This window comes from Thermomonas sp., assembly GCF_046293095.1.
Taxonomy (GTDB): domain Bacteria; phylum Pseudomonadota; class Gammaproteobacteria; order Xanthomonadales; family Xanthomonadaceae; genus Thermomonas.
Genome location: NZ_JBKBPN010000003.1, coordinates 520,835 through 546,833, shown reverse-complemented (window position 1 = coordinate 546,833; position 25,999 = coordinate 520,835). Strand labels below are relative to the sequence as shown.

The 25,999-nt window shown below is 66.9% G+C and carries 28 protein-coding genes and 1 pseudogene; 21 read left to right on the top strand and 8 right to left on the bottom strand.

Features of this window, described 5'->3' with window-relative positions:
- The first annotated feature begins 128 nt into the window (after nucleotides 1-128).
- Together ACK4SG_RS08750 and ACK4SG_RS08745 are read left to right on the top strand one after the other, a co-directional pair.
- A complete protein-coding gene (locus ACK4SG_RS08750) occupies nucleotides 129-473 on the top strand; it encodes a ribonuclease E inhibitor RraB (protein WP_409601336.1) in 345 nt (114 codons plus the stop codon).
- A 57-nt stretch (nucleotides 474-530) separates the two neighbouring features.
- A complete protein-coding gene (locus ACK4SG_RS08745) occupies nucleotides 531-923 on the top strand; it encodes a hypothetical protein (protein ID WP_409601335.1) in 393 nt (130 codons plus the stop codon).
- Between the two features lie 48 nt (nucleotides 924-971).
- Here the strand turns inward: ACK4SG_RS08745 and ACK4SG_RS08740 are convergent, their stop codons facing one another.
- Nucleotides 972-1,316, bottom strand: coding sequence for a hypothetical protein (locus ACK4SG_RS08740; RefSeq protein ID WP_409601334.1), 345 nt, complete (start codon nucleotides 1,314-1,316; stop codon nucleotides 972-974).
- 33 nt (nucleotides 1,317-1,349) lie between these two features.
- A complete protein-coding gene (locus tag ACK4SG_RS08735) occupies nucleotides 1,350-1,625 on the bottom strand; it encodes a hypothetical protein (protein WP_409601333.1) in 276 nt (91 codons plus the stop codon).
- A 373-nt stretch (nucleotides 1,626-1,998) separates the two neighbouring features.
- Here ACK4SG_RS08735 and ACK4SG_RS08730 point away from each other — a divergent pair, with 373 nt between their 5' ends.
- The 3 genes from ACK4SG_RS08730 (at nucleotide 1,999) to ACK4SG_RS08720 (ending at nucleotide 3,887) form a co-directional block, all read left to right on the top strand.
- Nucleotides 1,999-2,304, top strand: a complete 306-nt coding sequence (locus tag ACK4SG_RS08730; protein ID WP_409601332.1) for a hypothetical protein — start codon at nucleotides 1,999-2,001, stop codon at nucleotides 2,302-2,304.
- 168 nt (nucleotides 2,305-2,472) lie between these two features.
- Nucleotides 2,473-2,676, top strand: a complete 204-nt coding sequence (locus ACK4SG_RS08725) for a hypothetical protein (protein ID WP_409601331.1) — start codon at nucleotides 2,473-2,475, stop codon at nucleotides 2,674-2,676.
- A gap of 860 nt (nucleotides 2,677-3,536) precedes the next feature.
- Complete coding sequence (locus ACK4SG_RS08720; protein ID WP_409601330.1) at nucleotides 3,537-3,887, top strand: hypothetical protein; 351 nt, start codon at nucleotides 3,537-3,539, stop codon at nucleotides 3,885-3,887.
- A gap of 120 nt (nucleotides 3,888-4,007) precedes the next feature.
- On the opposite strand, the pseudogene ACK4SG_RS08715 reads toward ACK4SG_RS08720, so the two are convergent.
- Nucleotides 4,008-4,355, bottom strand: a pseudogene (locus ACK4SG_RS08715) (transposase); the annotation flags it as partial.
- 364 nt (nucleotides 4,356-4,719) lie between these two features.
- On the opposite strand from ACK4SG_RS08715, the gene ACK4SG_RS08710 reads away from it, so the two are divergent.
- Nucleotides 4,720-4,995, top strand: coding sequence for a hypothetical protein (locus ACK4SG_RS08710; RefSeq protein WP_409601329.1), 276 nt, complete (start codon nucleotides 4,720-4,722; stop codon nucleotides 4,993-4,995).
- Nucleotides 4,996-5,040: 45 nt separating this feature from the next.
- Entirely contained in the window at nucleotides 5,041-5,430 is a 390-nt protein-coding gene (locus ACK4SG_RS08705; protein ID WP_409601328.1) for a hypothetical protein, read from the top strand.
- A gap of 90 nt (nucleotides 5,431-5,520) precedes the next feature.
- Here ACK4SG_RS08705 and ACK4SG_RS08700 read toward each other — a convergent pair whose 3' ends face one another.
- Nucleotides 5,521-6,021 carry a hypothetical protein gene (locus tag ACK4SG_RS08700; protein WP_409601327.1) on the bottom strand — a complete coding sequence of 167 codons (501 nt, stop codon included), beginning with the start codon at nucleotides 6,019-6,021 and terminating at the stop codon, nucleotides 5,521-5,523.
- 126 nt (nucleotides 6,022-6,147) lie between these two features.
- Here ACK4SG_RS08700 and ACK4SG_RS08695 point away from each other — a divergent pair, with 126 nt between their 5' ends.
- The 7 genes from ACK4SG_RS08695 to ACK4SG_RS08665 all read left to right on the top strand — a co-directional run bounded on the left by ACK4SG_RS08695 (nucleotide 6,148) and on the right by ACK4SG_RS08665 (nucleotide 12,169).
- The gene (locus ACK4SG_RS08695) at nucleotides 6,148-7,782 is read left to right on the top strand and encodes an acyl-CoA dehydrogenase family protein (protein ID WP_409601326.1); all 1,635 of its coding nucleotides are present in this window, start codon (nucleotides 6,148-6,150) and stop codon (nucleotides 7,780-7,782) included.
- 89 nt (nucleotides 7,783-7,871) lie between these two features.
- Nucleotides 7,872-8,894 carry a TIGR00266 family protein gene (locus ACK4SG_RS08690; protein WP_409601325.1) on the top strand — a complete coding sequence of 341 codons (1,023 nt, stop codon included), beginning with the start codon at nucleotides 7,872-7,874 and terminating at the stop codon, nucleotides 8,892-8,894.
- 140 nt (nucleotides 8,895-9,034) lie between these two features.
- Nucleotides 9,035-9,253 carry a hypothetical protein gene (locus ACK4SG_RS08685; RefSeq protein ID WP_409601324.1) on the top strand — a complete coding sequence of 73 codons (219 nt, stop codon included), beginning with the start codon at nucleotides 9,035-9,037 and terminating at the stop codon, nucleotides 9,251-9,253.
- Between the two features lie 61 nt (nucleotides 9,254-9,314).
- On the top strand, nucleotides 9,315-9,911 hold the full coding sequence (folE, locus tag ACK4SG_RS08680; protein WP_409601323.1) for a GTP cyclohydrolase I FolE: 597 nt from the start codon (nucleotides 9,315-9,317) through the stop codon (nucleotides 9,909-9,911).
- A 61-nt stretch (nucleotides 9,912-9,972) separates the two neighbouring features.
- Nucleotides 9,973-10,572 carry a DUF2239 family protein gene (locus ACK4SG_RS08675; RefSeq protein WP_409601322.1) on the top strand — a complete coding sequence of 200 codons (600 nt, stop codon included), beginning with the start codon at nucleotides 9,973-9,975 and terminating at the stop codon, nucleotides 10,570-10,572.
- Between the two features lie 48 nt (nucleotides 10,573-10,620).
- A complete protein-coding gene (locus ACK4SG_RS08670; protein WP_409601321.1) occupies nucleotides 10,621-11,880 on the top strand; it encodes a TCR/Tet family MFS transporter in 1,260 nt (419 codons plus the stop codon).
- Between the two features lie 67 nt (nucleotides 11,881-11,947).
- On the top strand, nucleotides 11,948-12,169 hold the full coding sequence (locus tag ACK4SG_RS08665) for a hypothetical protein (RefSeq protein WP_409601320.1): 222 nt from the start codon (nucleotides 11,948-11,950) through the stop codon (nucleotides 12,167-12,169).
- A 20-nt stretch (nucleotides 12,170-12,189) separates the two neighbouring features.
- On the opposite strand, the gene ACK4SG_RS08660 is transcribed toward ACK4SG_RS08665, so the two are convergent.
- On the bottom strand, nucleotides 12,190-12,474 hold the full coding sequence (locus tag ACK4SG_RS08660; RefSeq protein ID WP_409601319.1) for an I78 family peptidase inhibitor: 285 nt from the start codon (nucleotides 12,472-12,474) through the stop codon (nucleotides 12,190-12,192).
- Between the two features lie 133 nt (nucleotides 12,475-12,607).
- On the opposite strand from ACK4SG_RS08660, the gene ACK4SG_RS08655 reads away from it, so the two are divergent.
- The 5 genes from ACK4SG_RS08655 to ACK4SG_RS08635 all read left to right on the top strand — a co-directional run bounded on the left by ACK4SG_RS08655 (nucleotide 12,608) and on the right by ACK4SG_RS08635 (nucleotide 16,617).
- Entirely contained in the window at nucleotides 12,608-14,509 is a 1,902-nt protein-coding gene (locus ACK4SG_RS08655; protein WP_409601318.1) for a M61 family metallopeptidase, read from the top strand.
- Entirely contained in the window at nucleotides 14,510-14,650 is a 141-nt protein-coding gene (locus ACK4SG_RS08650; protein WP_409601317.1) for a hypothetical protein, read from the top strand.
- On the top strand, nucleotides 14,641-14,796 hold the full coding sequence (locus ACK4SG_RS08645) for a hypothetical protein (protein ID WP_409601316.1): 156 nt from the start codon (nucleotides 14,641-14,643) through the stop codon (nucleotides 14,794-14,796). The genes ACK4SG_RS08650 and ACK4SG_RS08645 overlap by 10 nt, the downstream gene beginning before the upstream one ends.
- A 347-nt stretch (nucleotides 14,797-15,143) precedes the next feature.
- The gene (locus ACK4SG_RS08640) at nucleotides 15,144-15,905 is read left to right on the top strand and encodes an SDR family oxidoreductase (RefSeq protein ID WP_409601315.1); all 762 of its coding nucleotides are present in this window, start codon (nucleotides 15,144-15,146) and stop codon (nucleotides 15,903-15,905) included.
- Between the two features lie 64 nt (nucleotides 15,906-15,969).
- The gene (locus ACK4SG_RS08635; RefSeq protein WP_409601314.1) at nucleotides 15,970-16,617 is read left to right on the top strand and encodes a DUF480 domain-containing protein; all 648 of its coding nucleotides are present in this window, start codon (nucleotides 15,970-15,972) and stop codon (nucleotides 16,615-16,617) included.
- 45 nt (nucleotides 16,618-16,662) lie between these two features.
- Here the strand turns inward: ACK4SG_RS08635 and yjjJ are convergent, their stop codons facing one another.
- The 3 genes from yjjJ to nagA all read right to left on the bottom strand — a co-directional run bounded on the left by yjjJ (nucleotide 16,663) and on the right by nagA (nucleotide 23,138).
- The gene (gene yjjJ / locus ACK4SG_RS08630; RefSeq protein ID WP_409601313.1) at nucleotides 16,663-18,036 is read right to left on the bottom strand and encodes a type II toxin-antitoxin system HipA family toxin YjjJ; all 1,374 of its coding nucleotides are present in this window, start codon (nucleotides 18,034-18,036) and stop codon (nucleotides 16,663-16,665) included.
- Nucleotides 18,037-18,181: 145 nt separating this feature from the next.
- Nucleotides 18,182-21,901, bottom strand: coding sequence for an indolepyruvate ferredoxin oxidoreductase family protein (locus ACK4SG_RS08625; protein ID WP_409601312.1), 3,720 nt, complete (start codon nucleotides 21,899-21,901; stop codon nucleotides 18,182-18,184).
- Between the two features lie 64 nt (nucleotides 21,902-21,965).
- Nucleotides 21,966-23,138 carry an N-acetylglucosamine-6-phosphate deacetylase gene (gene nagA / locus ACK4SG_RS08620; RefSeq protein ID WP_409601311.1) on the bottom strand — a complete coding sequence of 391 codons (1,173 nt, stop codon included), beginning with the start codon at nucleotides 23,136-23,138 and terminating at the stop codon, nucleotides 21,966-21,968.
- A gap of 285 nt (nucleotides 23,139-23,423) precedes the next feature.
- Here nagA and ACK4SG_RS08615 point away from each other — a divergent pair, with 285 nt between their 5' ends.
- Together ACK4SG_RS08615 and ACK4SG_RS08610 are read left to right on the top strand one after the other, a co-directional pair.
- Complete coding sequence (locus tag ACK4SG_RS08615; RefSeq protein ID WP_409601310.1) at nucleotides 23,424-23,897, top strand: SixA phosphatase family protein; 474 nt, start codon at nucleotides 23,424-23,426, stop codon at nucleotides 23,895-23,897.
- A 12-nt stretch (nucleotides 23,898-23,909) separates the two neighbouring features.
- Entirely contained in the window at nucleotides 23,910-25,901 is a 1,992-nt protein-coding gene (locus tag ACK4SG_RS08610) for a phospholipase D family protein (RefSeq protein ID WP_409601309.1), read from the top strand.
- Nucleotides 25,902-25,999 lie beyond the last annotated feature (98 nt).

Here is a 25,999-nt window from a genome sequence, read left to right as displayed (position 1 = left end):
GAACAGCAAGGATTTATCACCGTCACTGACACAAAAGTCGGCTATTCACTTCCAGAATAGCGCTACTAACAATTCATTCAAGCCGACGCCGCTTCGCGGCGCAGCTTAATTCAGGCGTTAGGTGCGCTATGGCAGTTGTCGACAAGCTGATGGAAACAGCCGCCGCTGACACAGACTTGCTCCGCAAGCTTGATGTGCAGGGAGACCGCTTTAGCGTCCCACGCGACGTTGAGTTCCTACTCAAGGCACCAACTTCGGACAAGGCAAGCATCGTCGCCAGCTTCATCAACGACCACCAGTACGGCCTTGCCACCACTCAAGACCTAGAATCTCCTAGTGTTCTCGTTGTGGTTCACATGCCCATTGAGCAGCACGCTATCCAGTCCGTGTCCGGATTTATGGCTTGCATTTGTGAGTTGTTTGGACTGGACTATGACGGGTGGGGGTGTGTCGTTCAGGCGGCGCGCACCTAACAATTCATTCAAGCCGACGCCGCTTCGCGGCGCGGCTTAACTCAGGTGTTAGGGCACATGAATCGAGTATCCCAGGTCATTGTCGCTGCCATCTCTCTCGCCGCAGCAGGCGGCGCTCTCGCAGCGGAGATCACACTGGAAACACCCAAAGGGTGTGGCATCGTGCCGCTCAAAGATCGCGCAAGTGAAACGCAAGTTGAACGTATCGACAAACGCTTAATCTTCACGGTACGCGCTAACGCCTATTGTGGTGTCCAACCGGGGGCTCCACAAATTTCCCGTCATGCAGACATTGCGAAGGTATCTGTCACTTATGACGTGAGCAAGGCCGTGCACAACTGCTTCTGCGCTAGGACAATCCGCTTCTCAATCTCCGACCTATGGCCCGGCATTCGCACGATCTACTACATCCAAGACGGGCAGGTCACAGGTCATGGAGATGTGCCCTAACAATTCATTCAAGCCGATGCCACTTCGTGGCACGGCTTAATTCAGGTGTTAGGGCTGCACACGCTGGGTGCGGTCAACGATTCCGCAATCGCGCAACAACTCGCAAAGATCGCGCGGCGCAATATCTTGCCCGTCGTGTTTCGCCAGCACTGCGATGACATCGCGGAACTCGTGAAGCGCATCCCACGCATCATCGAAAACTTCCAGCTTCGGCGTGACCCGCCCAGCCAAGTTCTCCCAATGGACTGAGAACTCGCCTGTGGTTCCGCCGTCCGGGTGATAGAAGCCCATCGTTACGCTGTCTATCGTTCTGCCGGAACTCAGGCAGGCCTTCCCGTACCAGCTTTCGGACAGGTGGGTAAACGCACGTTGGCAGCCTTCATGCTTGTTCATCTCGTTCTCCGGGCTTCCGCCCTAACAATTCGTTCAACGCGACACCGCTTCGCGGCGCGGATTAACGCCACTGTTAGGCATCAATTCACGCTGGATGCGTTCACGCAGTGCGTGAGGTATCGTCATGTATTGCTCCACGTCCCACGCTTTCAGGTCTGCCAACAGTTCGCGCAGGCGTTCGTTGTCCCGGTGCAATTCGAGTATGTCGGCCTTAGCATCGGCAAACGCGAAAGTTCGCGCCGCATCGCTTTGTCTGGTCGCCATCGCTTCCGGTTCGCATCCTCTCCACTGCTCAATCGTCCGCTTCATTTGCACAAGCCTCCATCTGATGCCTAACTGTCGCTTCAAGCGGACGGCCTACAGCCGCCGCTTAAGCCAGCGTTAGCCACCACTAGAGAGATCGCTATGCCGAAGAGAAGCCCACATATCTCGCAGGATGCTGAGCGCAAGGTAATCAAGGCGCTCAAGAACCCGAGGTTCAAGTACCGCACTATTTCCGGAATTGCTCGCGAGACCCATATCGACGCAGCAAGAGTCGGTGAAATTCTTAAGGTAAGTCCATCGGTCCGCGTCTCTCTTACGCGAGCTCAAGACGGATCCAGGCTCTATGCTCTTAAGAAGAACGTATCAACCGCCTCAGATGTATGGACAGCATTCAAGGCTGTAAATGGAGCTAAGTTCGGTGACTGACATGGTTCCTATGGAAGGATTCTTTTGGGGGTTGCTGGGTGGCACCCTCCCTGAGTTCTACGCGCTCTACAACATTCGCGAGGACTTCCACAAGAAAAAGCCAAGATGGATCAAATCGTGGTTCTATTGGATAGTGACCCTTGTCATGGTCCTCCTCGGCGGAGCTGTCGTCCTCCTCTATCTAACTTCAGGAACGTCTCTGACTCCCTTTCTAGCCATTCACTTGGGTGCGGCCACACCGACGCTCATTGGTAGCTTCATAAAGGACAAACCCGCGATTGAATCGCCGGGTGGCTAACAATTCGTTCAAGCCGAGATCGCTTCGCGGCCGCGGAGTTGTTCGGTAAATTGTCACAACGCCGCGGCCGCAAAGCGCTCCGGCTTAACTCAGGCGTTAGCTGGATCAATGACAGACTTTGACCATTCCAATCTCCCGAGAACAGCATTGCTGGGAGCTTGTTCCGGCGTGTATTTCCTCTACGACAATGATGATCTCGTCTATATCGGACAAGGATGGAACTGCCTTCTTCGCATTGCAGAGCACACGCGCAAAGACTCAGATAAAGTGTTCACGCACTGGTCTTTCCACCCCGTACCTAACGAGTTGGAGCGCAAGGCGCTTGAAAAGGAGCTCCGTGCCAAGCTCAAGCCAAAGTTCAACCGCATTTGAGGCGGCAATTAGGTTCGCAAGAATCGCCGCTATCGCCCTACTTGTGCTCGCAACTGCTGGGCTTGCAGTCATGCTTTCAGCTGCCGCTGGTTTCGTCACGGGCACCATCAAGGCCATCTTTGCTTCAGGTAAAAGATCCAGCTAACAATTCATTCAAGCCGACGCCGCTTCGCGGCGCGGCTTAACTCAGGTGTTAGGCCCCAAGTGGAAGAACCAGACTACGCGGCGGAACTCGAAAGCATTCGCTCGGCATATATCAACTCCATGCCGCGGCAGCGACTGCATGTCATTCGGCAGCGCTTGGCGAATCCGTCGCACGGTCCCAACACGCTGGTTACCCGGGTCTCCGCCGTTGAAGCTTTGTCGCGCTCTCTAGCGCTGCATGGACTCCGCAAGCCCAACCAACGCCCGCAAGCCAACTACCCGCGGCTCCGGAACTGCGACCCGGACAAGCTAGTCGAGCTGTACCTAGAACATCGCGGTCTTGGTCCTGCGCCGCTCGTCTTTGGCGAAGATACCTGGCGTAGGTTTCGCTTCGCCATCAGCTACAGAAACCTGCTGGTTCACGAGTGCACGTATCTCGGCCAAGACAAGTATCCTTTCCTAGAACAGGCATGCGACCAAGTTCTAGCCAAGCTGGTAGAACTCGCGGAACTTCCGGTTGGGGCCTAACAATTCGTCCAAGCCGACGCCGCTTCGCGGCGCGGCTTAACTCAGGTGTTAGCCGGCAGGAGACAGATTTGAACGCATCTGACACAGCCGCTTGGTGGGGCGCTCTAACTGGCACTGCTGCATTACTGTGGGAAATCATCAGATATTTCCGCTCTGGACCACGGCTTCGAATTCGAGCTAGCCCGGACATGCAATTCGTGATTCCCGGCCGAGGCCTCAACAATGAATCACATGTCGTTGTGAATGTGCGGAATGTTGGTGATCAAGCCACCACGATTACGCACTTCGCTGGTGCTTGCTATCCGACCCTAATGGATCGTTTCCTGCGCCGTAATGCTAGGCAGTTCGTAATTACAACCGGTGCCGACGTGCCGATACCTCACAAGATCGGGCCCGGTGAGACTTGGTCGGGCTATGCGGTGCAAGCCGAGCTTGAGAAAGTTGGTGCACAAGCCGGGCTGCTTTACATGGGTGTCCAGCACTCCATGGCAGAGAAGCCGCAGTTCACTCGTGTTCGGTTCAAGAAGCCTGCCGGCTAACAAGTCGTTCAAGCCGAACCCATGTCGTGGCGTCGGCCGTGTGCACGCGCTACGCTAGCACCCGTCCGCCGCCCCGCCACGGGTCGGCTTAACTCAGCAACTGTCTTGTGATCCAGCCGTTCAGGCCAAGAGCCTGCCATCTGTGCGCAGCTCATCACGGCGCCGTGCATTGACGATCCCGAGCAGCTTGCGCATGCAGGCCACCAGCGCCACCTTGGCCAGTTTTCCGCGGGCACGCAGCTGTTGGTAGTGCGCTTTCATCAACGGGTCCCATCGCACGGCCGACAGTGTTGCCATGTACAGCGCCACCCGCACCGGCGCCCGCCCGCCGTGGATCCGGCGCTTTCCTTGCCCTTGGCCACTGTCGCGATTCATTGGCGCCACGCCCACCAGTTTCGCGATCTCGCGGCGGCTCAGCTCGCCCAGTTCGGGAAGCAGCGCCAGCATGCTCGCCTGGAAGACCGGTCCTCAGCCACTTCACGAGCTTGGTGATGCCGCTGCGGGTGTTCGCGTACCGCATGACGCCTTGGCGTCCTTCCACCGCAATGTCCAGATTGGCCTTGCCTACATCAATGCCGACTGCCGCCATGCCCGTTCTTCGCTACAGTTGAGTGGTCGAGAGCATCGCGCCCGAGGCCCACGCTTATCAGTTCGAGGGAAACCTCGATCAACTGTTCGGGCGCAGGGCGCGAGATCCGGCGTGCGGCCCCTGCTGAATTACGGTGGTGCTGACACCGAGGCGTTATCGGGCGCGCACGCCGGGCTCTCGGCACCTAGAATAGGGAGTGTTCAAGACATAAGGTGGTAGGGCGCTCAAAAGGAGTTACTGCTAATGGACAAGTCACAAGCCGAAGCCGTCGCTCAAGCCATTCTCGATCCGGATGTGAAGGCTCAAGAGGAGGTGCGCCGCAAACGCGCCGCTGAAGGTCGTCGCTTAGCGGAGCGTCACAAAGTGGTGTGGTTTGTGTTGGCTGGTGGCGCGTTTGGAGCGGTTGCGGCCCATTTCAGCGGGCACCCCTTTACCAAAGGTATCGTGTGGGGAGGTTCAGCGGCCGCCTTCGCTGGTTGGTTATTCGTGACGTGGAGTCGGCATCGGTTCACGCCCTAACAATTCGTCCAAGCCGACGCCGCTTCGCGGCGCGGCTTAATTCACGTGTTAGCTGCCAGCAGAGAGTTCAAGATGACTCACAGAACATTCGCCGCTCTTTCAGCCATTTTTGCCGTCCTAGTTGCATCCAACTGTGCAGCGGCTGATTTGTACAAGGTCTCGGCAGACCTGATACACAAAGGCAAATCCATTGGCGCGCCCAGTGCGATCGTGAAAAGTGACACTCCCGCGAGCATTGAGGTATCGGGACCTTCCGGCTTCAAGCTCTCCTTCACGGTCACGGATCTGGGATCGGACCAGATCAAAGTGGCCACATCTGTGGACTCACGATACGGCGCCATGGCGCCAACTCTTGTGGTTCATCCCGGTGCGCCAGCTACCGTCACTGTCGGTGATCTGAGTATTACGCTCAAAGTTGATCGCGCTGGCAGCTAACAATTCATTCAAGCCGACGCCGCTTCGCGGCGCGGCTTATGACCTGCCCCACCGAGCCGTACCACACGAAGTTGAATTTCAATCACCAGGTCAATGCAGGCCCCGCGGCCAAGTTGCAGGTGCCGCCGGCGTGACTGCGGGCTGGGCCATCAGCAGCGGGCCGTCGCGCAGCCCACGCAGCACTTGCACCAGCGCCTCGTAGTGGGCGGCCAGCTGGGCAAACAGCTCGGCGTAGGCGTTGCGGCAGGCCTCGGCCACGTCGCGGTAGGCACCCCGGCCCAGCGTGGTGAAGTAGTCCACGCTGACGCGCCGGCGCTGCGCCAGCGCGGGGTACAGGCCGGCGATCAGCAGGCAGCGGTCGCCCACGTCACGCAGCGCATCGGTGCGGGTGCGCCCCAGGCTTTCCTGCGCGCGCAGCCACTCCAGCGCCTGCACGCGCGCCAACAGGTCGGGGTCGTTCTGGTGCCGCAGCAGCACGAACACCAGGTAGCTTTCCTGCGCTTCGTCCAAGGCTGTCGCGCTGCGGGTTTCCGCCTCGCGCACCGCGGATTGCCACAGCGCGGCCGCCGCGCCTTGCCGGATGGTGGTCATTGCCAGTCTCCCGTGTCGGTTGCGATGGCTCGACGCTAGCGCAGCGAAGTGGGCCTGTGTTGGCAGCAGGCAGGCACGAGTGCTGCCAATTCCGCGCAGAATGGGGCCGCAATGGAGACCGCTGCGATGCCGACCCCCCAAGCCGCCACCCACGCCGTCCACAACCAGCCGCCGCCGCCGGGGCCGTTCGATCTGTGGGCCGACGATATCGGCCTGCGCGACGCGTTGGCGCGCGAGGGCGCTGATGCGTTCGCCGCGCACATTGCGACCTACGCTGCGTTGGCCGGCGGCGAATTGCTGCGCCTGGCCGACGACGCGCACCGGGATCGCCCGCGCCTGAAGACCCACGACGCCTACGGCCGCCGGCTTGACCGTGTGGAGTTCAACGCGGCCTACCACGCAGTGATGGACGCGGCGATTTCGCACGGCGTGGCCGGCCTGTCGTGGGCGCAGCCGCAACCCGGCGCGCAGGTGGCGCGCGCGGCGTTGAGCTACCTGCACTACCAGGCCGAACCCGGCAGCAGCTGCCCGCTGACCATGACCCACGCGGCGGTGCCGGTGCTGCGGCAGGCGCCGGCATTGGGCGCGTGGGCGGACAAGGCCTGCGCGTTCGCCTACGACGGCCGCGACGTGCCGATGGCGGACAAGCGTGGCGTGACGCTGGGCATGGGCATGACCGAGAAGCAGGGCGGCAGCGATGTGCGCGCCAACACCACCCGCGCGACGGCGCTGGGCGCGGATGGCGAATACGCGCTGGTCGGGCACAAATGGTTCTTCTCCGCGCCGATGTCGGACGGATTTTTGGTGCTGGCGCAGGCCGCGGGTGGGTTGACCTGCTTTCTGCTGCCACGCTGGATGCCCGATGGCCAGCGCAACCGGTTCCGGCTGATGCGGCTGAAGGACAAGCTGGGGGACTGGTCGAACGCGTCCAGTGAGGTGGAGTTCGATGATGCGTGGGCCTACCGCATCGGTGATGAGGGCCGCGGTGTGCCGACCATCCTGCAGATGGTGATGCTGACCCGGCTGGACTGCATGCTGGGCTCGGCGGGCCTGATGCGGATGGCGCTGCGGCAGGCGGTGCACCATGCGCGCCATCGCAGCGCGTTCGGCAAACGGCTGGTCGAGCAACCGCTGATGCGCAGCGTGCTGGCCGACCTGGCACTGGAGGCGGAGGCCGCCACCGCGCTGGCGATGCGCGTGGCCGGAGCGGTCGATCGCGCGCCGCACGATCCGCACGAAGCGGCGCTGGCGCGGATCGCCACCGCCATCGGCAAGTACTGGATCTGCAAGCGCGCGCCGGGTTTCATCAACGAGGCGCAGGAATGCCTGGGCGGCATCGGCTACATCGAAGAAACCCTGCTGCCGCGCCTGTATCGACAAGCACCGCTCAATTCGATCTGGGAAGGCTGCGGCAACATCCAGTGCCTGGACGTGCTGCGCGCACTGGCACGCGAGCCGGAGACCGGCGCCGCACTGCGCGCCGAATGGCAGGCGGCGGCCGGCCTGAATGCGCATTTCGATGCGGCACTGCAGGCCGGTATGGCGATGCTGGCCGCGGGCAGCGACGAAACCGGCGCGCGCGCGTTCGTCGAGCGGTTGGCCTTGCTGCTGCAGGGCGCCGCCCTGCTGGGCGCCCGCCATCCGCTGGCGCGCGACTGGTGCGCGGCGCGGCTGGGCCCGGCGCATGCGGCGACCTACGGCAGCCTGCCCGCGGGCATCGACATTGATACCGCGCTTGACCGCCTCGCGGCCACCGCCTGACCCACGTTCGAGGGCATGACCTCCGGCGGTCGCGTCGTTGCCCGCCTCGTATACGCTTGCGGCATCGACCCACAGGAAAGGCGTTCCCCATGAGCCAGTGGTATCTGCACGATCCGTCCGTCAACCGCCGCCTGGGCCCGATGGACCTAGAGGCCGCGCGCGCCGAAGTGGCCCGCACGCCGGGTCTGCTGGCGTGGAAAGAGGGCATGGGCGATTGGCTGCCGGCGCGCAATATCGCCGAGCTGGTGGACGGCGTGCCGGGCGACCCGGCCGGCGGCCCGCCGCCGCCACCGCGCAACGGTGGCAAGGGCCGCAGCGACGAGATCGACTTCCGCATCCATGGGCAGGAAATGCAGTTCGTCGAGATCGAACTCGATCCCGGCGAATCCGCCATCGCCGAAGCCGGCGCGCTGATGTTCAAGGACAGCGCGGTGCAGATGGACACGGTGTTCGGCGACGGCTCGGCATCGGGCCAGGGTGGCGGTTTCATGGACAAGCTGCTGTCGGCCGGCAAACGCGTGATCACCGGCGAAAGCCTGTTCACCACGCTGTACACCCACACCGGCAGCGGCAAGGCCAAGGTGGCGTTCGCCGCGCCCTACCCGGGCACGGTGATGGCGATGAAGCTGGACGAACACGGCGGCCGCATCATCTGCCAGAAGGACAGCTTCCTGGCCGGCGCGCGCGGCGTGCAGGTGGGCGTGCACTTCCAGAAGAAAATCCTCACCGGCCTGTTCGGGGGCGAGGGTTTCATCATGCAGAAGCTCGAGGGCGACGGCTGGGTGTTCATCCACGCCGGCGGCTGCGTGGTGGAGCGCGAGCTGGCGCCGGGCGAGCGCATCGACGTGGATACCGGCTGCGTGGTCGGCTTCCACGCCAGCGTGAACATGGACGTGCGCCCGGTCGTGGGGTTGAAGTCGATGTTCTTCGGCGGCGAAGGCGTGTTCCTGGCCACCCTGACCGGTCCCGGCAAAGTCTGGCTGCAGTCGCTGCCGTTCTCGCGCCTGGCCGGCCGCATGCTGGCCGCTGCGCCGCAGAACGGCGGTGCGCGCGGCGAAGGCTCCGTGCTGGGCGGGCTGGGCCGGATCCTGGACGGCGACAACAGCTTCTGAGGCGATGCGCGGGGCGGGCGGATTCGTCGCGCCATGCCCGCCTTCGTCGCAAACCGCTTGATGCGCAGGCGCCATGAACCGACAACGGTAGCGTGGGGCGTCGATACGGACGTCCCGGCCGCCATTGAAGGAAGCCTGCCATGAAGACCCTCGCCGTCCTGCTGCTTTGGTGCCTGTTGTGGGTGCTGTGCTGGCCGCTTGCCGTGCTGGCACTGGTGCTGTGGCCGCTGGCCTGGCTGGTGTCGCTGCCGTTCCGGCTGGTCGGCATCACCTTCTCGGCGGTGTTCGCTTTCCTGCACGCCCTGCTGATGCTGCCCGCGCGGTTGTTGGGCGCGCGGCCCGCGACAAGCGTTGGCTGAGCCCGGGGGGCGCGGGGCAATCGCGCTAACATGCGCGTCCCCGTTCGCGCCCGGAGCCGCCATGTCCGACGACAGCCGCAACCACGTCACCCGCCAGCAGGCCGAGGAGGCGGTGCGCACGTTGCTGAAGTGGGCCGGCGACGACCCCACCCGCGAAGGGCTGCTGGACACGCCGCAGCGGGTGGTCAAGGCCTACGAGGACTGGTTCAGCGGCTACGCGCTGGACCCGGACGACTACATGGCGCGCACCTTCGAGGAAGTGGGCGGCTACGACGAGATGATCGTGCTGCGCGACATCGAGTACGAAAGCCACTGCGAGCACCACATGGCGCCGATCATCGGCAAGGTGCACGTGGGCTACCTGCCGGATGGCAAGGTGGTGGGCATCAGCAAGCTGGCGCGGGTGGTGGAGGCCTACGCGCGCCGCTTCCAGGTGCAGGAGAAGATGACCGCGCAGATCGCCAACTGCATCCAGCGCGCGCTGCAGCCGCGCGGCGTCGGCGTGGTGGTGGTGGGGGCGCACGAATGCATGACCACGCGGGGCATCCACAAGCGCGGGGTCAGCATGGTGACCAGCAAAATGCTGGGCTGCTTCCGCGACGATGCGCGCACCCGCGCCGAGTTCCTGCGCTTCATCGAGGTTGGGCCGGTGCGTTGAGTCGGCCCTTGTTGGCCTGATTTGATCCGGGTAATATTCGCCTCCTTGCGGAGGCGTGCCCGTGCCCAATCCCCGTCCGTCCCAGCGCTGCACCGCCTTTTCGGGCGTGGACCGCATTGCCAGCGGCGAGCTGCGCCACGTGGCGCTGAAGGCCAAGCAGGCCTATGACCTCCATCCCGAGCGCCCGGTGCGGGTCTTCGACGATACCGACGCGCGCCCGCTGGAGTTGCCGCTGGAGCTGCCCCCCGCCGACCTGCTGGCCTGGCTGTCGCGCCCGACGCTGGACGCGGGGGACGCCACCGGCCCCGCCCGGCCGCGCCGGCCCGGCCGCCCCAGGCTGGGGGTGGTGGCCCGCGAAGTGACCCTGCTGCCGCGCCACTGGGACTGGCTGGCCGCGCAGCCCGGCGGTGCCTCGGTGGCGTTGCGGCGGCTGGTGGACGAGGCCCGCAAGGTCTCGGCCGGCGACGACCGCCGCCGGGCCGCGCAGGAAGCCACCTACCGGTTCCTGCATGCCATGGCGGGCGACGCCCCCGGCTTCGAGGAGGTGGCGCGCGCGCTGTTCGCCGAGGATGATGCGCGCTTCCATGCCGGCATCGCGGCCTGGCCGGACGACGTGCGCGAGCACGCAGAATGGCTGGCCACCGACGCCTTCGTCGGCTGACCGGCCGGCACTGCTTTTCCCCACACACCCAACGCCACGGGAATCCGCTTGAACGCCCAGACTGCTCCCGGCGCGCGCAAGGCCGCGCTTGCCTTCATCTTCGTCACCGTGCTGATCGACGTGATCGCCTTCGGCGTGATCATCCCGGTACTGCCGCATCTCGTGCAGGAAATGGTGGGTGGCAGCCTCTCCACGGCCGCGTACTGGACGGCCGTGTTCTCGTTGACGTTCTCGATCGTGCAGTTCTTCTGCGCGCCGATCCAGGGCGCGCTGTCCGACCGCTTTGGCCGCCGGCCGGTGATCCTGCTGTCGTGCCTGGGGCTTGCGGCGGATTTCGTGTTCATGGCGCTGGCGCCGACGCTGGCGTGGCTGTTGGTTGGCCGCCTGCTGTCTGCCGCCACCTCGGCCAGTTTCTCCACCGCCAACGCCTACATTGCCGACGTGGTGCCTGCGGACCAGCGCGCCAAGAGCTTCGGCATGATCGGTGCGGCGTTCGGCCTGGGCTTCATCGTCGGCCCGCTGCTGGGTGGCGTGCTGGGCGATATCAACCACCGCCTGCCGTTCTGGTGCGCCGCCGGCCTGGCGACGCTCAATTTCCTCTACGGCCTGTTCGTGCTGCCGGAATCGCTGCCGCCCGAGCGCCGCACCACGCGTTTCGACTGGACCCACGCGCGCCCGATGGGCGGCGTGAAGATGCTGCTGGAACATCCGCGCATCTGGGGGCTGGTGGCGGTGGTGTTCATCGCCAACTTCGCGCACTACGTCTATCCCAGCACCTTCGTGCTGTTCGCCGACGCGGCCTTCGGCTGGAAGGAAAAACAGGCCGGCTACGTGCTGGCCGCGGTCGGCGTGTGCAGCGTGGTGGTCAACGTGCTGGTGGTGGGCCGGCTGGTGAAGGCGCTGGGCGAGCGCCGCGCCATGCTGCTGGGGCTGCTCTGCGGCACTGCCGGGTTCGTGCTGTACGGGTTCGCCGGGGCGGGTTGGGTGTTCCTGATCGGCCTGCCGATCAGCGCGCTGTGGGCCGTGGCCGGGCCGGCGACCATGGCCTTGATCACGCGGCAGGTGCCGGCCGACGCGCAGGGGCGCATCCAGGGCTCGCTGAGCAGCCTGGTGTCGCTGGCGGGGATCATCGCGCCGGCGACGTTCGCCAGCACGTTCGGCTATTTCATCAGCCCGGCGGCGCCGGTGCGGCTGCCGGGCGTGGCCTTCCTCGTCGCGGCCCTGCTGCTGTCGCTGGCCGCGCTGGTGGCATGGCGCGCCGCGCGCGATGTCGCGGCGCCGGATGCGGTGCTGCAGCCCGCCGACTGAGCCTTTGGCACGGGCGGGGTCGCCGCGACTTGGGTATCAAGAAGGCCGGCAACCCCGGAGGCAGCCCATGCGTCGAACCGTCCCGTTGTCCCTGCTGGTGGTGGCGCTCGCCGGTTGTGCCAGCGCCGAGTACCACGACAACGCCGCCGAGGTCGCGCGCGACCCGCGCTGCATCGACAAGCCATCCACGCCCGGGCAGGCGCCCGCGCCATGGTGCCAGCCGGCGGCCGGCACCCGCTGGTCCAGCGGCAAGGGAGCGAAGGTGGAGTTCGGCGGTGGCGGTGGCTGAATCCGCCGCCGCGCGCGGCCTCAGCCGCAGGTGATCCGCTCGATCCGCCCCTCGGCATCCTGCACGACGGTCACGCGGTCCTGTCGAAAATCCATCGTCGCGGCCTGGCCGGGCTTCAATGCGCGCAGCTGGCCGGCGCCCGTGGCGCGGCGGATGGCCTCGAGGGTGGCGTCGCTGGCCGGCTGGCCGAGATAAGCCTGTCCCGACTCGGCCACGCAGGCCGCGGGGGCCTCGGGCGCGGGTGGCTGGCTGCTGCAGCCGGCCAGCAGGAGCAGGGCGGCAACGCGGACGGGCAAAGCGTGCATGTGGAACTCCCCGAAGTGTGACGGCACCAGCATCCTGCCGCAGGCATGAACGCCGCGTGCATGGCTTTCGGCATAGGGGTGGGGCCGACCCCGCCGCTAGGATGGGAGTTTGCCCCGCTTCCCGGAGTTGCCCATGACGCGCTGCCTGCTGCCCCTCGCCCTGTCCCTGCTGATCGCCGGGGGCGCCTCCGCCCAGAATGCGGCGTCCAACATTCCGCCGCCGCAGGATGTGCCGTACCCGGGCACGATGAAGCTGGAGGTGGATGCCACCGATCTTGCACACCGCATCTTCCGGGTGAAGCAGACCATCCCGGCGCAGCCCGGCCCGCTGACCCTGCTGTACCCGATGTGGGTGCCGGGCGGCCACACCCCGCGCAATGCGATCGACAAGATCGCCGGCATCACGTTCAAGGCCAACGGCCAGAAGCTGGACTGGAAGCGCGACCCGCTGGACGTGGCGGCATTCCACATCGAGGTCCCGGCCGGCGCCACCGAGGTCGTCGCCGAGTTCGACTACCTCACGCCCACCACCGGCAGCCAGGGCCGCGTGGTGATGACGCCGGACATGCTCAACCTGCAGTTCCTGTCGGCGGCGCTGTACCCGGCAGGCCACTACACCCACCGGATCATGGTCGATCCGCGCGTCACCTACCCGGCCGGCTGGACTGCCTTCACCGCGCTCCACGAGGACGGCCGCAGCGGCGACACCGTGGACTACAGGGACGTGCCGTTCGACATCCTAGTGGACTCGCCGGTGTACGCCGGCCGCTACGCGAAGAACATCGACCTGACCCCCGCCGGCGGCAAGGTGCCGGTGAAGCTGGGCGTGGTCGCCGATGCGCCGAAGTACCTCGAGGCCAAGCCGAAGCAGATCGAACTGCACAAGGCCATGGTCGAACAGGCACTGAAGCTGTTTGGCGCGCAGCACTACGACCATTACCAGTTCCTGTTCTCGCTGTCCGAGCAGATGGGCGGCAACGGCCTGGAGCACCAGCGCTCCAGCGAGAACGGGGTCGGCACCGACTACTTCACTGGCTGGAACGAGAAGACCGGCTTCACCGACCTGCTGGCGCACGAGTACACCCACAGCTGGAACGGCAAATACCGCCGTCCGGCCGATCTGTGGACACCCAACTTCAACGTCCCTATGCAAGACAGCCTGCTGTGGGTCTATGAAGGCCAGACCCAGTACTGGGGCAACGTGCTGGCAGCGCGCAGCGGCCTGCGTCCGCTGCCGGCGTCGATCGACGCGCTGGCGCTGGTCGCCGCCACCTATGCCGAAAACCGCCCGGGCCTGGCCTGGCGCAATATCCAGGACACCACCAACGACCCGATCATCGCCAGCCGCGCGCCGCGCGCCTACCGCAATTACCAGTTGAGCGAGGACTACTACTCCGGCGGCCAGATGATCTGGCTGGAGGCCGATGCGTTGATTCGCAGCCGGACGGGCGGCAAGAAGTCGCTGGACGATTTCGCCAGGGCCTTCTTCGGCGTCAACGACGGCGAGTGGGAGCAGCAGAACACCTACACCTTCGAAGACGTGGTGGCCACGCTCAACGGCGTAATGCCGTACGACTGGGCGAGCTTCCTGCGCGAGCGCCTGGACGGCAAGAAGGGCCTGACCGGTGGTATCGAGGCGGCGGGCTGGAAGCTGGTGTTCAAGGACACGCCGAGCGCCTACGCCAAGGCCAACGCGCGCTGGGGCGGCGCCGATTTCGTGTACTCGCTGGGCCTGAGCCTGGGCAAGGACGGCGGCATCGGCGACGTGCGCTGGGACAGTCCGGCGTTCAACGCCGGCATTGGCAGCGGCGCCACCGTGGTCGCGGTCAATGGCCAGGCGTTCAGCGCCGACGCGCTGGAGGAAGCGGTGAAGGCGAATACGGACGGCAAGGCGCCGATCGAGCTGCTGCTGAAAGAGTTCGACCGCTACCGCACGGTCAAACTCGACTACCGCGGCGGCCTGCGCTACCCGCACCTGGAGCGCATCCCCGGCAAGCCGGACCTGCTGACACCGATCCTGACCGCGCGCAAGTAAGTGCCGCGCAGCCCCGGAATCGACGCGCTGCGCGGCGCGTCGATCCTGCCGGTGGTACTGCACCACCTCGCGCTGCGCATCCCGTTGAAGCAGACCGCGCTGGGGCCGTATTCGTCCCGGCCCGCCTGCTGGTGGCGCTGAGCTGGCACCGCTGGAGCGCGGTGTTCGTGTTCTTCGTGATCTCCGCTTTCCTGATCGCCGGCCACGCCATCGGCTGCTGGGGCAGACAGGCCGCGCCGCGCCCGCGCCACTTCTACCTGCGACGCGCCAGAACGCACAGCCGTTGAGTTGCGATGCCCACATCAGCACCTGCTGCACCAGCTCGGGTTCCAGCCTGCCGCAGTCATGGATCTACATGCTCAGCACGATCAGGGGTTGCATGGCGGTGTAGTGCTTCTGCACGGGAAAAGGTTCATGACAGGCGGTTGCGATGGCGCTGGAACAGGTCGGTATCGGACATCGGTGCGTGCCCCGCACAGAATGGGAAAGCCAGGGCGGGCGACGAGGTCGGAACGTGACCGCAGTCTAGGGGCGCTGCGGCACCGTTCGCCTGCACGGATGGCAAGAACCGGGAAGCGCGGCGGGTGCAGCGGGCGCAATCTTCAGCTCCCCTTTCGCAGGAGAGACGAAGACGATGCACATGCTGCAAGACAAAGTGGCGCTGATCACCGGCGCCAGTTCCGGAATCGGCCATGCCACCGCCCGCCTGTTCGCGCGCCACGGCGCGCGCCTGGTGCTGGCTGGGCGAGACTGGGCGCGGCTGGCGGCGCTGGTTGCCCAGCTCGAAGGCGAGGGCGGCCAAGCTGTGGCGCTGGCCGGCGACGTCTGCGACGAAGCCCATGCGCAGGCGCTGGTGGAACTGGCTGTCGGGCGATTCGGCGGGCTGGACATCGCTTTCAACAATGCCGGCGACTTGGGGCCGATGGGCCCGACCGACGCGGTCTCGCTGGCCGAGTGGCGGCGTGCGCTGGAGGTGAACCTGACCGGCGCCTTTCTGGGCGCCAAGCACCAGCTCCCGGCGCTGGTGGCGCGCGGCGGCGGCGCCCTGCTGTTCACCGGGACGTTCGTGGGCTACACGGTGGGCTTCCCGGGCATGGCCGCCTATGCCGCGGCCAAGGCAGGGCTGGTGGGCCTGACCAAGGCGCTGGCGGTGGAATACGGCGACCGCGGCGTGCGGGTGAACGCGCTGCTGCCCGGCGGCACCGACACGCCGATGGGGCGCGCGGTGGCCAACAGCCCGGAGGCGCTGGCGCATGTGCGCAGCCTGCACGCGCTGGGGCGCATCGCCACGCCGGACGAGATCGCCGGATCGGCGTTGTACCTGGCGTCGGGCCTGGGTGCGTTCACCACCGGGGTGGCGTTGTTGGCCGATGGCGGGGTGTCGTTGAAGCGTTGAATTTCCGGGCAGCCGGTTTGCGCGCGGCGCTCAGAATGAGCAGCTTCCCCATAGCGGGATCCGCGTGGACGACATCGCCGCATTGCCGCTGTTGGGTGCCGCCGAAGCACGTGCTCTAGGTTGTTTGATCGAGAAGGAAGCGACCACGCCGCACGCCTATCCGCTGACGATAAATGCCGTGCAGGCCGCTGTGAACCAGAAGACCGCGCGCGAGCCGGTGATGGCGCTGGAGCCCGGCGCGGTGAACCACGCGCGCGACCGAATGGAACCGTTGCGTTCGGGTTGTGCGTCGCCGGCGGCATCGGCCTGCTGGTCGCGCTGTTGTGGGGGGACATGGCTGAGGACGCTGTTCGGCAACGGCACGATGCTGGTGCTCACGCTGTCAACGGCCTACCTGCTGCTGGGCCTGCACTGGCGCCAGCGTCTGGAACCACGCGTGGGACTGCGTTGTCTCGGCTGGCTGCGCGCGCAGGGCCGACGCAGCTACGAGATCTACCTGACCCACATGTTCGTGGTGTATTCGCTGGTCGCGCTGCTCAAGGCCAGCGGTGCCGACATACGCGGCGGCTGGCTCTGGCACCTGCCGGCCGTGCTGTTGTGCTGGGGCCAGGGCGAACTGATGGCGCGCGGCTTCAGCGATCCGGTCGAGCGTGCGCTACGGCGGCGTCCGCTGGGCGACGGGAAGACGGGCAGCACCGAGGTGGAGCGTTGAGCTGGCTGTTCGATAGCGAGGCTCCGAATTGTCATGGACATGCGCTCAGGCGAAGCGCGCACGCGCCGTTTCCAGCTTCGCGAGCTGCACCTCGGCGATGGCGTGGAATCCGTCTGAAATTGCCGCCTCGTCCATCACCTGCCGCCAAAAACTGCACGCCATTTCCGCCGCCGGCCGCCAGTCCTCCAGATGCTCCGGCAGCGGCACTGCAATCGGAATCTCACGTGCCACCACTTCGCCGGTGGGGGTGGGACGCAGCGCCATTGGCAGCATGTCGTAACTCGGCGCCAGCGCCATCGGGCGCGCGTCCGTCAGCACCACGCTGGCGTTGCCCAAGTGCATATCGTTGTTGCCGATCAGCGCACCGAACCAGCCGCATAGCGCCAGTGTCCGTGCAGCGGCGGCATCCAGCCAGCCATCACGGCGCAGCTGTGGCGAGAACTTCCACCAGTCGATGCGGCCATGCCCGTAATGTGCGGCATCGAGCGATGCCAGTGAGACCTGCCCGCGACGTCCGAGGGAGGGCGTGCGGTCGAAGCGCAGCGATTGCAGGAATACGCGACCATCGGCTTCCAGTAATTCTGTTTCGGCTGCGGCGATGCCGTATGCGCGCAGGGTTTGGCTGGCGATGTGCTCGCAGCGCAGCAGATCCGCCCAGCGTTGCGCGGCAGGCGTGCCGGTGCGTTCGCTGAACTTGACGATGACGGCCTGGGTGCCCGCGTCGATGCGCAGTAGCGCGGTGAACTTGGGTTGCTCACCGCCGGCCGAGGAGCCGATGTTCTCGCCTGCCAGAGCCTTGTCTGCCAATGCCGGATAGCGCGCCACGCGCTCCTTCGGCGCCATGGCGTGCGGCGATAACATCGCCTGCAATGCGTACTGCAGGGAAGCTTCGCCCAGGACCAGGTCGCCGGGCTCATCTGCGCCATGCCGCAGCAGCGCCAGCACGATGTGGTCCGCATTCCATTGGGCCAGATCGCCAGGCGCGTCGATGCTGGGGGCCACGCGCCGCACGAAGGCACGCCCCAGGAAACCCTGTGGGCGCTGGTCGTCCAGGAACCATGGCAGCCCTGGGAACAGGCCATTGGCGAAGTCGCCATGCAGGAATGCCGGTAGCGGGCGGGCAGGTTCGAAATGGAAGCCGCCGCCGTGTAGCGCGCGCAGTTCGCCCAAGGTGTCTGATCGGCCGTCCGGCCCGATTCGGTACAACGGCCAGCGATTGCCAGCGAGAGCAATATCGCGGCCCAGCGCATAGCGGCTGGCGCGCGCCTTGCCGATTCGGACGATGCGCTCGCCCGCGCCGGTCAGCAGGCGCGAGATGGTGGGCTGGCTCACGTCCAGAGCCGCGCCCAGTGCCGCTGCTGTCAACGGGCCGCTGCGGCGGAGCAGTGATTCGAGTTGGGGCAGGCGGGTATCGGCCATGAGCCGATTGAATAGATACTTGAATTGATTTTCAAGTCAGGAATTCTAGGAAATGCAGAGGTTATTAGGGGTTGGACGGCATCGCGTTCGAGACATGAATAGATTTTGAATTGATTCATGGTATGCGCCTGGCCAAAAATCGTCGTCAAGCCGCCTGCACGATCCGCAGCGGGTTGTCCCACTCCTTGAGCAGCTCGGCCTGGCGGGCCATCGCCTTGTGCAGGTGCGCTTCCTTGACGTGGCCGTAGCCGCGGATGTGCTCGGGGATGCTGGCGATGTCGGCGGCCAGGTCCACGTTGCCGGCGTCGAGCTTGTCCAGCAGGCCGGCCACGGTGTTCTCGTATTCCTCGATCAGCGCACGCTCGCTGCGGCGCTCGGCGGTGTAGCCGAACAGGTCCAGCGGCGTGCCGCGCAGGAAGCGCAGCTTGGCCAGCACGCGGAACGCGGTGAACACCCACGGGCCGTATTCCCGCTTCTGCAGCTGGCCCTGCGCGTTCTTCTTCGCCAGCAGCGGCGGGGCGAGGTGGAAGTGCAGCCTGTAGTCGCCCTCGAACTGCTGCGCCAGCCGGCGCTGGAAGTCGACGCTGGTGTACAGGCGGGCCACTTCGTACTCGTCCTTGTAGGCCATCAGCTTGAAGAAGTAGCGGGCCACCGCTTCCGACAGCGCGGTGGAGCCCGGCGCCTTCGCCGCCTCCGCCGCGCGCACCCTGGCCACGAAGTCGCTGTAGCGCTTCGCGTAGGTCGCGCTCTGGTAGTCGGTGAGGAAGGTCACGCGGCGTGCAATGACTTCGTCCAGCGAGCGCGACAGGCGCGCGTCGTCCAGCGGCAGGAAGGCGACGTCGCCGCCGTGGCTGGCCGGGACGTGGCGCAGCGCGTCGCCATCGCGCAGGTCGGCGGCGAACGGGGTCAGGCCGGATTCGCCCGCGTCGTTGGCGGTGGCGCCCAGCAGCGGCAGCACGTGCGGGGTGGCTTCGGCGGCGGTCGGCACGTTGCGCACGATGCCGGCGGCCTCGACGACGGCGTCGAGGTCCACCACCGCCAGGCGGCCCCAGGCGAACGCGGTCTTGTTCATGTCCACGGCGGCGCCGTTGAGTTCGATGGCCCGCATCAGGGCCTGTAGCGACACCGGCACCAGGCCCTGCTGCCAGGCATAGCCCAGCATGAACAGGTTGGCGGCGATGGCGTCGCCCAGCAGCGCGGTGGCCAGCTGGGTGGCATCGATCTGCAGCGGCGCGGCGCCGTTCAGCGCGGTGCTGACCGCCTGCACGATGTCGGCGGCCGGGAACTGCATGTCGGGCCGGGTGGTGAAGGTGCCCGGCATCGCCTCGTAGGTGTTCATCACCACGGTGCTGCGTTCGGGGCGGATCTTGGACAGCACCCAGTAGTCGTTGACCACCACCATGTCGCAGCCCAGCACCAGGTCGGCCTCGCCAGCGGCGATGCGCACGGCGTGGATGTCGTCGGGATGGCGGGCGATGCGGACGTGGGTGGTCACCGCGCCGCCCTTCTGGGCCAGGCCGGTCTGGTCGAGCACGGTGGCGCCCTTGCCTTCCAGATGCCCGGCCATGCCCAGCAGCGCGCCGATGGTCACCACGCCGGTGCCGCCGACGCCGGTGATCAGGATGTTCCACGGGCGTGACAGGTCGCCGCGCACCGTGGGCGCCGGCAGGTTGGCCAGACGCTCGGCTGCGCTGACTTTTTTGCCCTTCCGCGGCTTGCCGCCGTGCACGGTGACGAAGCTGGGGCAGAAGCCCTCGACGCAGCTGAAATCTTTGTTGCAGTTGCTCTGGTCGATCTCGCGCTTGCGGCCGTACTCGGTTTCCTTCGGCAGCACGCTGACGCAGAAGCTCTTGGCGCCGCAGTCGCCGCAGCCCTCGCAAACCAGCGAGTTGATCATCACCCGCCGCGCCGGATCCGGCAGCTTGCCGCGCTTGCGGCGCCGGCGCCTCTCGGTGGCGCAGACCTGGTCGTAGATGAGGATGCTGACGCCTTTGACCTCGCGCAGCATCTTCTGCACGGCATCGAGCTCGCGGCGGTCGTGGAAGCTCACTCCGGCCGGGAAGATCGAGGGGTCGGTCCATTTGTCGATGTCATCGCTGACCACGACGATGGTCTGCACGCCCTCGGCGCGCATCTGCTGGGCGATCTGCGGCACGGTCAGCACGCCGTCCACCGGCTGCCCGCCGGTCATGGCGACCGCATCGTTGTAGAGGATCTTGTAGGTGATGTTGACGCCGGCGGCGATGGCCTGGCGGATTGCCAGCGAACCGCTGTGGAAATAGGTGCCGTCGCCCAGGTTCTGGAACACATGCGGGGTGTCGGTGAACGGGGCTTGCCCGGCCCAGGTCACGCCTTCGCCGCCCATGTGGGTGAAGGTGTCGGTCCGGCGATCCATCCAGGTGACCATGTAGTGGCAGCCGATCCCGGCCATCGCCCGGCTGCCCTCCGGCACTTGGGTCGAAGTGTTGTGGGGACAGCCGGAGCAGTAGTGCGGCACGCGCGGGAAGTTGGCGCGTGGCAGCGCCAGCTCGCCTTCCTTGTGGGCCATCCACTGCAGCACCTGAGCAATGCGTTCGGCGGCGCTGCCATCCACCAGACCCAGGCGCAGGATGCGGCGACCGATCACGCCGGCGATGGTGGCCGGGGTCAGCTCGCCGGTGGACGGCAGGATCCATTCACCGGCCTCGTCGTATTTGCCGACGATCGACGGCCGCGGCCCCCACGCCTCCGGCCAGTTGTAGAACTGCTCCTTCATCTGCCGCTCGATGAAGGCTTTCTTTTCTTCCACCACGACGATGTCGGCAAGCCCGCGGGCAAACTGCGCGATGCCCTGCGGCTCCAGCGGCCAGGTCATGCCGACCTTGTAGACACGGATGCCGATGTCGCGGCAGGTGGCGTCATCCAGGCCAAGGTAGTCCAGCGCCTGCAACACGTCGAGATACGACTTGCCGGTGGTGACGATGCCCAGCCGGGCCTTGGGCGAATCCAGCACCACGCGGTCGATGCGGTTGACGCGGGCGAATGCCTGGGCGGCCTTGACCGCGTAGCGGTGCAGGCGCATTTCCTGCTCCATCGGCGGGTCCGGCCAGCGGATGTTGAGTCCGCCCGGCGGCATGGCGAACTCGTCATCGCCCGGCAGCACGATCTCCAGCGCGAACGGATCGACCTCCACCGACGCCGAGGATTCCACCGTTTCGGCAATCGTCTTGAAGCCCACCCAGCGGCCGGTGTAGCGGCTCATCGCCCAGCCCAGCACCCCCATGTCGAGAATGTCTTGCACGCCGGCCGGGTTGAGGACCGGCATCATCGCGCTGACGAACTCGTCCTCGCTGCCGTGCGGCAGGGTGGAGCTGCGGCAGGCATGGTCATCGGCGGCCAGCGCCAGCACGCCGCCGTACTTCGAGGTGCCGGCCGCGTTGGCGTGCTTGAACACGTCGCCGCAGCGGTCCACGCCCGGGCCCTTGCCGTACCACATGCCGAATACGCCGTCGTACTTGGCGCCCGGGAACAGGTTGGCCTGCTGCGTGCCCCACACCATGGTGGCGCCCAGGTCCTCGTTCAGGCCCGGGGTGAACTTCACCCCCGCCGCTTCCAGGTGCTTCTTGGCGCGCCACAACTCCAGGTCGAATCCGCCCAGCGGGCTGCCGCGGTAGCCGGACACGAAGCCTGCGGTGTTCAGCCCCGCGCGCTCGTCGCGCAGCCGCTGCACCAGCGGCAGCCGCACCAGCGCCTGCACGCCAGACAGGTAGATGCGCCCCTGCGTGCGCTTGTATTTGTCTTCCAGCGTGTAGTCGGTGTCCAGCACGTCGTGCGTCAGCAGCGACTTGGCGGATTCGGGCGAAGACAGTTCGGCGGTGCTGGTCATGGGGGACTCCGGAAACGACGAAAACGCCGCGCAGGGGCGGCGTTCGAGCAAACACTCGGTAATTTTAGCAGCCGAGGGGTGGGGGCCCGGATCCGGGCGTGCCGGCCCGCCCCGCGATCCACGTCCCGCGTACCGTGATGTCCGCGTCCAGCCACGCCAGGTCGGCGCGGTAGCCGGGCGCGATGCGGCCGTGGCTGCCGCCAAGGCCAAGGAATTCGGCCGGATACTGCGCTGCCATCCGGCAGGCTTCGTCCAGCGGCAGGCCGAGCAGGCGCACCGTGTTGCGGACGGCGCTGGCCATGTCCAGGGCGCTGCCGGCCAGGGCGCCGGCAGCGTTGCGCACCACGCCGTCCACGGCGGTGATGGTCTCCCCGTACAGGGAGAAGTCGGGGCGGTCGCCGCCCACCATGGGCATGGCGTCGGTGACCAGAAACACTTTGCCGCGCGGCTTGGCGGCCAGTGCCACGCGCAGGCTGGCCGGATGCACGTGCACGCCGTCCACGATGATCCCGCACCAGCTGGCCGCATCGTCCAGCGCGGCGCCCACCGCGCCGGGTTCGCGGCCTTGCAGCGGCGTCATGGCGTTGTAGAGGTGGGTGAAGCCAGTGACGCCGGCGACCAGCCCCGCGCGCGCCTGCGCGTAGCTCGCGTCGGTGTGGCCGGCGCTGACGATGGCGCCGCGCGCGACCAGCGCCCGGATGGCGTCCGCCGGCACCCGTTCCGGGGCCAGGGTGATAAGGGTGACGCCGCTGCCCAGCGCGGTGGCCCGCGCGATGTCATCGGTGGTCGGCACGCGGAACTGGCGCGCGTCGTGGGTGCCGTGCCGCGCTGGTGCCAGGTACGGTCCTTCCAGGTGGATGCCCAGCACGCCGGGTACGCCGGCGGCGATGGCGACACGGGTTGCATCGATCGCACGCTGCATCACCTCGGCGGTATCGCTGATCAGCGTCGGCAGGAAGCCGGTGGTGCCGAACCGGCGGTGCGCGCGGCCGATCGCGGCGATGCCTTCGGCGCTCGGGTCGTTGTTGAACAGCACGCCGCCGCCGCCGTTGACCTGCACGTCGATGAAGCCGGGCACCAGCCAGCCGCCGCCCAGATCGATGTGCTTGCCCGCCGGCGGGGGCGCACCGTACAGCACCGCCACGATATGGCCATCCTCGACCACCACGCAGGCGTCGCGCTCGAACCCGCGCTCGGTGAGAACGTGGCCGTTGTGGAACACCAGGGCAAAGGACATGGCCGGGGCGGGACAAAGGGTGGGATGTCCGCAAGGGTACCCGGACGGCACACACGCGTCCCGGCCGACCCGCCCGCAAGGTCGCCCCGCCTGGCCCTGCGGGCGCATTGGCGCAAGAGTGCCGCGGTTGGCTGCCACGGCGACGCGTGCGCGACCGCATGTCCGGGTCTCGCGCAGGCCCCGCATGCCGGCTTCCGGCAAGAGGCCAATCGGCCCGGGCCGCTGCGGCCTGCAGGCCGGGCGTGTACTCTGCAGCCATCCTGCCCGCGAGAACGGATGTCTCCCATGCGCGAACTGATCCTGCTCCGCCACGCCCACGCCGAGCCGCCGGTCGCCGGCCAGGACGATCGCCAGCGGCCGCTGTCCGCCACCGGGTTGGCCGAGGCGAAGGCCGCCGGCGACTGGCTGCGTGCCCACGCCCTGCTCCCGGACCGGGTGCTCTGCTCGCCGGCCGAACGGACCCGCCAGACCCTGGCCGCGCTGGGCGCGCTGGACTGTGCCGATGTCCGCGAAGAAGAGGCGATCTACGAGGCCAGCCCCGGTACCCTGATTGCGTTGGCCGATGCCCATGGCGATGCGCGCAGGCTGCTGCTGGTGGGCCACAACCCGGGCCTGGAGCAGCTGGCGGCCCTGCTGCACAGCGGGCAGTCCGGCGACTATCGCGGTATGCCGCCGTCCGGCATCGCCGTGCTGGAGTTTCCGGCCGGCGCCGCCATCGAGCCCGGCGCCGCGCGCCTGGCCCATTTCTGGTGGCCGTAAGCCGCTGCCACGATGCCTGCATGTGTCCCGGGCCGCTGGTTGGCCTGCGCGCTGGTCCTGCTGCTGGCCGGCTGCGCCAGCCTGTCTCCGCATGAGCGCCGCGCGGCCGCCGGGCGGGCCGTGGCCGCGCGCAGCATGCAGGTGGATTGCGCGCGCGCCGACGCCTGCGCACTGCCGTCGCCCATCCTGGCGATGGCCCGCGAAACGCTGGCGGCATCCACGCCCGCCGCGCCGCGCCATCGCGCGCTGATCCTCGACCGTGCGCCGGACGCGCTGCTGGCGCGCATCCACCTGATCCGCAGCGCCCAGCGTAGCATCGAGCTGCAGACCTACATCTTCGACGAGGACGATGCCGCGCAGCTGGTCCTGGACGAATTGCAGGCCGCGGCGTTCCGCGGCGTGAAGGTGCGCATCCTGGTGGACCAGCTGGCGGCGCTGCGCAAGGTGGAGACCTTGGCGGCGCTGTCGTCGCTGCACGCCAATCTGGAGCTGCGCCTGTACAACCCGGTGCTGGACCGCGCCCGGCTGCCGCTGCCGATGTATGCACTGGCGTCGCTGTGCTGCTGGAAGCAGCTCAACCGGCGCATGCACAACAAGCTGCTGGTCGTGGATGGCCTGGTGGGCATCGTCGGCGGCCGCAACTACCAGGACGATTACTACGACTGGGGCAGCGACTTCAATTTCCGCGACCGCGACCTGCTGCTGGCCGGCCCGGTGGTGCGCGACATGGTGGCCAACTTCGATGCGTTCTGGACGGCGAAGCGCAGCGTGCCCGCCGAAGAGCTGGGCGACGTGGCGCGCTATCTGCGCGCGAACGGCCCACCGCCACCGCCGCATCACGCGTTCCACAACCCCGCGCGGGTGCGTGCGCTGCTGGCGGAGGTCGCGGATGAGGCGGTGCTGCGCGCCCGCTTCGTCGCGCCGGCGCTGGCGGTTGCCGACGTGCAGTTCATCGCCGACCTGCCGCGCAAACACCGCCTGGAGCCTGCGCCCGGATCCGAGGCGGCGGCGCAGGCTGGCGCCACCGGCGACGGCCTGCGCGGGCTGATCGCGGACGCCGGCCACGAGATCCTACTGCAGACGCCCTACCTTGTGCTGTCCGAGTCGGCGCAGGCCCTGTTCCGCGGCCTGCACGAGCGGCCCGCGCCGCCGCGGGTGCTGGTGTCCACCAACAGCCTCGCCTCCACCGACGCCTTCCTTGCCTACGCGATTTCCTACAAGTACAAGCGTCGTTACCTGCGCGACTTCGGCTTCGAGATCCACGAATTCAAGCCGTTCCCTGCCGATGTGCCGCTGGAGCTGGGCGCCCGGGGGGCGGCGCTGCCGGAGCCGGAGGAAGCGCCCGAGGACGCGCCCATCGCGCCTGTCGCCACGCGCCGCGACCGGCTGGGTGCCGGCCCGCTCAGCCTGCGCGAGCGCCGGCTGGAAGAGCGCGGCCTGCGCAGCACGCCGGTCAGCGAGGCCGCTCGGCCCTCGCCATTCGCGTCCTCCGGCGGCCTGCCGGTGCGGCTCAAGCGCGCCGGCTTGCGCACCGGCATGCACGCCAAGTCGATGGTGATCGACGGCCGCATCGGCGTGGTCGGCACCCACAACTTCGATCCACGCGGCGACACCCTGAACACCGAAAGTGCGGTCGTGATCCGCGACCCCGCGTTTGCGGCCGCGCTGGCCGCCAGCATCCGCCGCGACATGGCGCCCGCCAACGCCTGGACCATCGGTCGCCGCGACGACGCGCCTATTTTCTCCGGCATCGAATACAACCTGGCCAAGCTGTCGGAACGCATGCCGGTGTTCGACCTGTGGCCCTACAAGTACGCCACCAGCTACGACTACGTGCCCGGGCCCGATTGCCCGCCCACGGCAACGCCGCCGTCGCCGTTTTCCCCCGACTTCCGCGCGTGCAACCGGCCGGTGGGGGATTTCCCGGAAGTGGATCTGGGCCTGAAGTGGCTGGGGGTGCGGGTATTCACCGCGTTCGGTTCGGGGCTGGCCCCCATCCTGTGACGGGTGCATGCGTCCAACATGACGGTCGGCGGATTGACGCGCCATCGCGTGCGCCCTAGGCTGCCCCCCTTACTTCACTCCTCCTTGCGTGCCGGGGC